Origin of the sequence: Acinetobacter kyonggiensis (genome assembly GCF_900107285.1) — a bacterium.
In the GTDB taxonomy this organism is placed as follows: Bacteria; Pseudomonadota; Gammaproteobacteria; order Pseudomonadales; family Moraxellaceae; genus Acinetobacter; species Acinetobacter kyonggiensis.
Genome location: NZ_FNPK01000051.1, coordinates 1 through 7,788 on the forward strand (window position 1 = coordinate 1; position 7,788 = coordinate 7,788).

General features: G+C 34.7%; 10 protein-coding genes. 6 read left to right on the plus strand and 4 right to left on the minus strand.

Annotated elements, in window-relative coordinates:
- Nucleotides 1–341 precede the first annotated feature (341 nt).
- Together BLV99_RS17565 and BLV99_RS17570 are read left to right on the plus strand one after the other, a co-directional pair.
- A complete protein-coding gene (locus BLV99_RS17565) occupies nucleotides 342–842 on the plus strand; it encodes a YqhA family protein (protein ID WP_092692970.1) in 501 nt (166 codons plus the stop codon).
- 253 nt (nucleotides 843–1,095) lie between these two features.
- Complete coding sequence (locus BLV99_RS17570; protein WP_004761028.1) at nucleotides 1,096–2,073, plus strand: TerC family protein; 978 nt, start codon at nucleotides 1,096–1,098, stop codon at nucleotides 2,071–2,073.
- Between the two features lie 325 nt (nucleotides 2,074–2,398).
- Here the strand turns inward: BLV99_RS17570 and BLV99_RS17575 are convergent, their stop codons facing one another.
- The 4 genes from BLV99_RS17575 to mobQ form a co-directional block, all read right to left on the minus strand.
- On the minus strand, nucleotides 2,399–2,941 hold the full coding sequence (locus BLV99_RS17575; protein ID WP_004896925.1) for a plasmid replication DNA-binding protein: 543 nt from the start codon (nucleotides 2,939–2,941) through the stop codon (nucleotides 2,399–2,401).
- 66 nt (nucleotides 2,942–3,007) lie between these two features.
- Nucleotides 3,008–3,937: a replication initiation protein RepM gene (gene repM, locus BLV99_RS17580; protein ID WP_004896921.1), complete on the minus strand. Its 930-nt coding sequence runs from the start codon at nucleotides 3,935–3,937 to the stop codon at nucleotides 3,008–3,010.
- A 202-nt stretch (nucleotides 3,938–4,139) separates the two neighbouring features.
- Nucleotides 4,140–4,373, minus strand: coding sequence for a hypothetical protein (locus tag BLV99_RS17585; protein ID WP_034429840.1), 234 nt, complete (start codon nucleotides 4,371–4,373; stop codon nucleotides 4,140–4,142).
- Between the two features lie 101 nt (nucleotides 4,374–4,474).
- Entirely contained in the window at nucleotides 4,475–5,911 is a 1,437-nt protein-coding gene (gene mobQ, locus BLV99_RS17590) for a MobQ family relaxase (RefSeq protein ID WP_092692972.1), read from the minus strand.
- Nucleotides 5,912–6,119: 208 nt separating this feature from the next.
- Between mobQ and BLV99_RS17595 the strand changes: the two genes are divergently transcribed.
- The 4 genes from BLV99_RS17595 to BLV99_RS17610 all read left to right on the plus strand — a co-directional run bounded on the left by BLV99_RS17595 (nucleotide 6,120) and on the right by BLV99_RS17610 (nucleotide 7,745).
- Nucleotides 6,120–6,386: a hypothetical protein gene (locus BLV99_RS17595; RefSeq protein ID WP_006581723.1), complete on the plus strand. Its 267-nt coding sequence runs from the start codon at nucleotides 6,120–6,122 to the stop codon at nucleotides 6,384–6,386.
- A 17-nt stretch (nucleotides 6,387–6,403) separates the two neighbouring features.
- Nucleotides 6,404–6,535 carry a hypothetical protein gene (locus BLV99_RS18650; RefSeq protein WP_254894336.1) on the plus strand — a complete coding sequence of 44 codons (132 nt, stop codon included), beginning with the start codon at nucleotides 6,404–6,406 and terminating at the stop codon, nucleotides 6,533–6,535.
- Nucleotides 6,536–6,742: 207 nt separating this feature from the next.
- Nucleotides 6,743–7,243: a YqhA family protein gene (locus BLV99_RS17605; protein ID WP_092692975.1), complete on the plus strand. Its 501-nt coding sequence runs from the start codon at nucleotides 6,743–6,745 to the stop codon at nucleotides 7,241–7,243.
- Between the two features lie 295 nt (nucleotides 7,244–7,538).
- Entirely contained in the window at nucleotides 7,539–7,745 is a 207-nt protein-coding gene (locus tag BLV99_RS17610; RefSeq protein ID WP_005108771.1) for a hypothetical protein, read from the plus strand.
- Nucleotides 7,746–7,788 lie beyond the last annotated feature (43 nt).

The following is a 7,788-nucleotide window of genomic DNA, read 5'->3' on the forward strand; positions in this document are numbered from 1 at the left end:
ATAAAAAGCCAGTTGCACTGGCTTTTTCTATTTTGGACTTACATTTCAAATTTCGAATAAGAGATTTTGTGTTAAATCAATCTAGTAATATTTACTCAGATAGAAGAATATATAATTATTTTTATTCAATTTTTGAGAAGATATGAAAAAAGGAATATTAATCTTAGCAATAGCTTTGGCACTTAGTGGGTGTGTTAATAGTGATCGGCTTTGTTGCACAAAGATTTCATAACTATATGATTTTAAAAGTTTTGATTATTTTTTGATCCAAAATTAAATTTATTTAAATCAGATGCTTACATATTTATGCAACAAAGCCTCATTTTAAGGGATGTTATCAAGTGCTACAAAATTTTTTTGAAAAGAGTAGATTTTTAGTTATTATAGTTATTATAAATTGCATAATATCTTCTATTTTTTTATATTTATCAACTATATATCTTCTAATTGATGCAATAATTTTTATTATAAAAAATATATATGCAACTAATTTTGAAGTAAAAATAGTTGTTGTTAAATTTTTAAAAATCCTCGATGTCTCGTTAATTGCTATTACATTTCATTTAATTTCAGCAGGTTTTTATAAATTATTTATTCAACAAGCTATTTTTGACAATAGTTATTTTCTTAAGACACTATCAATTAATAAGTTTCATGATCTAAAAGTTATTATATTACATGTATCTATTGTAGTTATAGTCATCTTGTTTTTAGAAGATCTTGTTGTTTTTGGTGGAACTTTAGCCAACTTATATGCTGGTATTTCTTCTAGCCTAGTCATATTAGCAATAATTTTTACTTGTAAGCTATTCGATAATGATCATCACAAAGACGATGAATAACTTAAATCGCAAGGACTCATTTATAATTACTCTTTTATTTGAGCATTTAATTGAAGTTAAGATTAGAGATCGTCATGTATTGAGAAAAAATGTCTGATTCAAACTTCACTAAACTCAAAATTGCGTCAAAGATTGCAGCTTCAAATAGAAATACTGCACTCTTTCTTTAATCAAAAAATCTGCATGCTTGGTTTTTCCATAAGAAAAAAACCAAAAAATGATCCAATATTCTTAGTATAAGCAGAGGAAAACTATGGACGTTCTATTTTCGAATTTTTTAGATAAACCTGTTTGGATGTGGATTTTCTTTATCCTTATTGTACTTGTCCTGCTTATTCTAGATCTTGGAGTATTTCATCGTAAGGTAAGAGAGATTGGTGTTAAAGAAAGCTTAGCACTATCAGCATTTTATATTACATTAGGTTTACTTTTCGGCGCATGGGTGTGGTGGTATCTCGGACCCACGGCAGGGATTAACTATGTAACCGGTTTTGTAATTGAAAAATCATTAGCGATGGATAATATCTTTGTCATTGCAATGATTTTTTCATATTTCTCGATACCAAGAATTTATCAGCATAGAGTCTTATTTTGGGGAATTATAGGTGTAATTTTTCTAAGAGCTATCATGATTGGCGTGGGCGCAACACTGGTCAGCCAATTTTCATGGGTTCTTTATATATTTGCAGCCTTTCTTATTTTTACAGGGATAAAAATGTGGCTAAGTGTTGATAAAGAATATGAAGTCGGAAATTCTCCTATTTTGAACTTTATTAAAAAAAGATTTCGTGTCACTGAGCAGCTTCATGCAGAGAAGTTCTGGGTGAAAAAGATTGATCCAAAAACTAACCAATTAACCTGGTTTATGACACCACTTTTTCTAGCCTTGATCATGATTGAATTTGTAGATCTGATCTTTGCAATAGATAGTGTTCCTGCGATTTTTGCGATTACGACAGATCCATTTATTGTTTATACTTCAAATATTTTCGCAATTTTGGGATTACGTGCTTTATATTTTGCCCTATCAGCAATGGTCGACCGCTTCCATTATTTGAAGTACGCATTAGCAGTATTGTTAGTCTTTATTGGATCAAAAATTTTTATAGCTGATGGATTAGGTATAGCAAAAATTCCACCGCCAGTCTCCCTTTCGATCACGTTCATCATCTTGTTTACAGGAATTCTATACTCTCTTTGGAAAACAAAAGATCAAAGTACTCATAGGTAAAAATTACAATCCTTTAAATAATTAATAGCTACCAATAAAACAGTGGCTGTTAATTATTCTGATTATAAGTTTTCCTAAAATTAACATAATACACCTTATACGAAATGCTTGATATTTCTCTTTAAATATCATTATATTAACGTAAGCCGTTCTGGAGTATAGGGCACCAGAACGGCTTTTTATTGATTATTCATGTTCCACGATCACTAATTGAGCGATGTTCCACGGTTTTATTCAGTTTTAATAAACATCATCCGGTTTTTTGAGGAGTCATTATTTCAAGTGCTTGCACTGAAATTGGCTCTTCAAAAAACTGGAGTCTTGGCTAACCATATGGAAGGAAAAAGCGGCTTAGGAAGCCTCTCTTCTTCTGTTCTGGTTCAACATGCTCCGGGATAGGAATACGCTTATTGTCTTGCTGAGGAGTAGTCAATTCGTCATAGTTCGTTGCTAGTTCCGACCGAGGATCCGTTGCTATATCCTGTTTAAAGCTCTGATCGGTAAAGGTAGTCATATTGGCTTTTGGTGCTTCTAGTAAGCGCTGCATAGCTTCAATCTGTTCTTGATAAAACGATTCACGTTCTAAAGATTGATTTTCTCTCTGTATTGCCTGATTTAATTGTTTTTCCAGTATGTCAACTTGACGTTTTAGTAAGTCAACTTCTGTCAAGTTTTGACTGTTAATTGATTGACTTTGATTGACTGTATCCTCTTTTTTTTGTGGTTCCCCAAAAACTCTTAGGGCCTCTGAAAAGTCAATTAATCCATCAGATCCTTTAGATAAATTTCCTTTGTTTATATGTGCATATATGGCTTGTCTTGAATATCCATAAAGCTTAGCTAACTCTGAAACTGACAGTTTTTTCATTATGTAAACCAGTTTTCAACTTGTGTTAATACCTGACTGTTAACTTAACAATTTCAATTAACAATGTCATTGAAATCCTAATTTTCTGAGTAAAGGAAGTAATTCCTTAAATTTCTCTGCATCTTGCAGCATGGCAGCTATACGTACAGCAAACTGCTGATAGCTTTCTGTGCCTTGTGAATATTTACTCATCTCAGGAAGCTCTGAGAGCTTGTTGGCGAATAGATGGCGTTGTTTATCTGTTATTTTTGAAAAGAGGTCTAATGTATTCGGATCTCTTTTAGATTCGACTGAATGCGTGGCTGATTTTTTCTGTTTAAAGCTAAATGAAAAACCAGTAATAGATCTACCTGTTTTATGCTGTTCAACTTTGACAGTAATATCGGTATGTTCATTTACTTGTTTTAATGCAATGTCTAAAACATATTTTTTAAAATCATACATTCGTTTGTATTCAGTCTCGAGTACACCTATTTTTTGTCTAAAATCATACATAGTTATGAGAGGCGTTTTTCCAGTACTACGCCATGCAATCAATATTTCATATAAACGAACAGCATAAGCACTTGTTAAATTACTTATTTGTTGTATTTCATACTTTGTAAATTGTTCTTCTAACCTAGTAATTAAAGGCACAATAGCAGGGGCAAAAATAAGTCTAACGACAGCTTCATTATCAATATAAGCCACCTCGCTCACCCATCTTGATTTGTGATTAATAATGTTACCTTTTTCACTAAGACTCTGATAACTGAATTGTCTTGCAAACAAGTCATCGCAAGCATCTTTTAACGCCTGATAAGCCGTATTTCGATGTACACCAAACTGATTAATATAACTTTCAGCATGAACTGTTAGTGGATCATTAGCATTTATCCCTTTACCCGATTCCCTTGCTTCAACAATAGCTAGGAGAATTAACCTCTGTTCAACTAGATCGAGGTTATAACTGGCATTGATTAAGGCGTTATCTTTAACAACTAGTTCTGTTTTCATATGAAAAGATTATATTTTTAATTCAATAAGACGAGGTTATATAATTATCTCGCTTAATGCAAGGTAAACCTCGTTTTAATGCAAGGTAAACCTCGTTTTAATGCAAGGTAAACCTCGTTTTAATGCAAGGTAAACCTCGTTTTAATATCTCTAGAACCATTATGAATAAAGGATTACAGCTTAATTAAAAGCATTTAAAAGCTTAAAAATAATTAAAAGCCCAGGGAGTAAAAAATTGCCCTTGGTTTTCGCTTCGCTCAAACTCTATTGAATCTCGCTTTCGCTCGATTCGTCGGGGCAATTTTTGGTTCATATTTTCGTGAATTTGAGAAAAAGCAAAAGCAAGATCAAAAGCAGCTCGGAATTCGCTTCGCTCATGAGCTTTTTTTCTCGCTACGCTCGATTTAAGAATCAAATTTGGAAAGTTCGCACCCATGCGGGATGCTCTGTAGGGTAGGTGATTAATGGATAGGGAGCTTGTAATCAGGGAAAGGGATGGGCAAATTTTCTCAGTTCGCTCGTAGACACTCGCTCTGTTTAGCGACTCATGCCACGAGATTTCATTTTAGGCGCATGTTGCTGTGCTTTGAGCTGTTGTTCCTGTCTGAGTTTCATCTGTTGTTCTGCTTTGATCTCATCCACACATTTTTTAATGACTTGATAGGATGGGTATAGAGTCTGGTATTGCTTGGCTTTGGCTGGATGTTGTTGTTGGTACTGCTTCCAGGCATGTTCTTTAAACTTTTCATTTTCCAATAAATCCTTCACACCATGTTTTTTCTGGTGTTCATGCTGACCTTTCAGCTTTTTGTGCTCCTGGTAAATCGCATCACGTTGGGCTTCCCAGGCTTTTTTTCCAAACAGTAAGGGTTTGTTCTGAGTTAATTCGTTGTGTTGATCGACCAGGCTTTGCAATTTGTCATGACTTTGCTTGAGTCCGCTTTTCACGATCTCCTGGGCAAGCTGCTGATTGAACTCATTTTGATGTTTGTGGTGCTTGGTCAGGGTTATTTCGGCTTGTTTGAGATTACGCTGCATGAAATCCAGGTCTAGATTCGCGTCTTTTGCGCTGATTTCGCGTTTTAGCACTTTGCCAAGGGTTTCCCTCTGTTTTTCCTCAAACAGGGCTTTTTCGTCAATTGGTGGCGTTTTAGCGCTATTTTTGATTTGGATCTGCTGTTCTGTTTTCAGTGTGCTGAGTTTGATCTCATTTTCAGCAATCAGCAGATCCATATTTTTGCTGTATTGCAGCTGAGCCTGATTTCTCTGTTTGATTTCGTCATTGCTTCGGCTGATTTCGGTCTCAATCCCTTTTCGGCGCAGTTCGGTGACTTTCGGCCCTTCGTGCAGCGTGGCTTCTAAACCATTCTCCTGGTCTTTGTAGCTGCGGTGGTCGACTCGGGCAGTGTATCCAGCCAGATCCAGGTGCATATTGCAGATATCGGCAAAGTGTTCGCGCCAGTGTTCGATTTCTCCACTGTGTTTCTGATCCAGTTCCCGGGTTTTCTCGGTGAAGCCTTCCTGAGTAAGTTTGCGTGTGCTCATCAGGATATGCGCGTGATAATTGCGTTCATCACTACCAGATCCAGTATGCGGTGCATGAATACAGGCATCGATGGCCACCTGATGTCTGTCCACGATACTGGCGCATAGCTCTTCGAGCATGGCCAGGCGTTGTTCCTGATTTAATTCACTTGGAAAAGCGATTTCAAATTCTCGGGCAACTGTCGAGTTTTTTCGGGTTTCCCGTTGTTCAACTTCGTTCCAGAGTCTTTCCCGGTTTTTTAAATGTTCTGGTGCGCCTTCGGGTAAATAAATTTCTTTATATTCCACACCTGTTTTTCGGCTGTAATCATGTTCTCGGCCCTCACGTTCACAATAGATCTTTTCACCTGCCCGATAGGCAATCGCAGCAGTAGCGGAACGCCCTGCTGATCGTGCTACGGTTTTGACTGAAAAGTGGTAAATCGCCATGCCTATTTTCGCTTTTAAATTTTCACGTAGTGAAATACAACCGTGGATACGGTTGTCGGGGTATTGGGGAGACCCCAATCGGACTTGCAAACGAAGTTTGCATAAGTGCGCTCTTCGAGGAAAACATTACTATACATATAGCACCTTGAATGCATATTCAAGTGCGCTTATGTTAGGGATGGTTTCCCAGGATGATGGTATTGGATTAATGAGCGTTACTGAAACACTAGACAGCAAAATTAAAGCCCAGGAAGAAAAGCTGAAACAGCTTAAAGCTCAAAGACAGGCAGCACTTGCAAGAGAACGTGCTAAAGAGAAAGAACAGGCTCGTAAAGATGATACTAGACGCAAAATTCTAATCGGATCTTGTATGCTAAAAATCACTGAAGAAGATGAACAGGCCCGGGCAAAATTGATTGCACAGATGGACAAGTATTTGACTGATGAACGTGATCGTAAGCTCTTTAATTTATAAGTGATAGGAAATCAATCATGGCATTGAGCCAATTCGATATTATTAAGTCTTTAGGTGAATCTATTGAATGGTTTGAAAAAGAACTCTCTTGGGGAATGCCTATTGCAGAATTAAGGCATTTAACAGGAAGAATTGGGAACTTTATGTAGCTATGATGACCTTAGGACAATTAGCTGATTCAGTTAATCAGAGAGGTTATGATGTAGTTTCCAGTACTGGACGGCTTTGTTGCACAAAGATATCATAACTATATGATTTTAAAAGTTTTGATTATTTTTTGATCCAAAATTAAATTTATTTAAATCAGATGCTTACATATTTATGCAACAAAGCCTCATTTTAAGGGATGTTATCAAGTGCTACAAAATTTTTTTGAAAAGAGTAGATTTTTAGTTATTATAGTTATTATAAATTGCATAATATCTTCTATTTTTTTATATTTATCAACTATATATCTTCTAATTGATGCAATAATTTTTATTATAAAAAATATATATGCAACTAATTTTGAAGTAAAAATAGTTGTTGTTAAATTTTTAAAAATCCTCGATGTCTCGTTAATTGCTATTACATTTCATTTAATTTCAGCAGGTTTTTATAAATTATTTATTCAACAAGCTATTTTTGACAATAGTTCTTTTCTTAAGACACTATCAATTAATAAGTTTCATGATCTAAAAGTTATTATATTACATGTATCTATTGTAGTTATAGTCATCTTGTTTTTAGAAGATATTGTTGTTTTTGGTGGAACTTTAGCCAACTTATATGCTGGTATTTCTTCTAGCCTAGTCATATTAGCAATAATTTTTACTTGTAAGCTATTAGATAATGATCATCACAAAGACGATGAATAACTTAAATCGCAAGGACTCATTTATAATTACTCTTTTATTTGAGCATTTAATTGAAGTTAAGATTAGAGATCGTCATGTATTGAGAAAAAATGTCTGATTCAAACTTCACTAAACTCAAAATTGCGTCAAAGATTGCAGCTTCAAATAGAAATACTGCACTCTTTCTTTAATCAAAAAATCTGAATGCTTGGTTTTTCCATAAGAAAAAAACCAAAAAATGATCCAATATTCTTAGAAACTGCCAAAAATTTTCTAAAAAAATCCCGATCAGGATTCGGAACTTTTCTAACTCCAAATGGCTTTGTTGCACAAACCTAGCCATTCTGAATTAAAAAAGCTGGATGAATACTTTGTTGGGCTGAATGTGATTTCGGTTGAGAAAGCAAATTCAAGTTTTATTTTTCGTTGTGACGGCTTAGACAGCCCTGAAAAAATTATTCTAGCTAATAATTTATTAGAGGAAATTAATCAAAAAATCTATTCTAATTATAGATTAATTTAAATTTTCCTAAAGTTTTTAGAAAATCAAAAATGGGAGCTTAAAC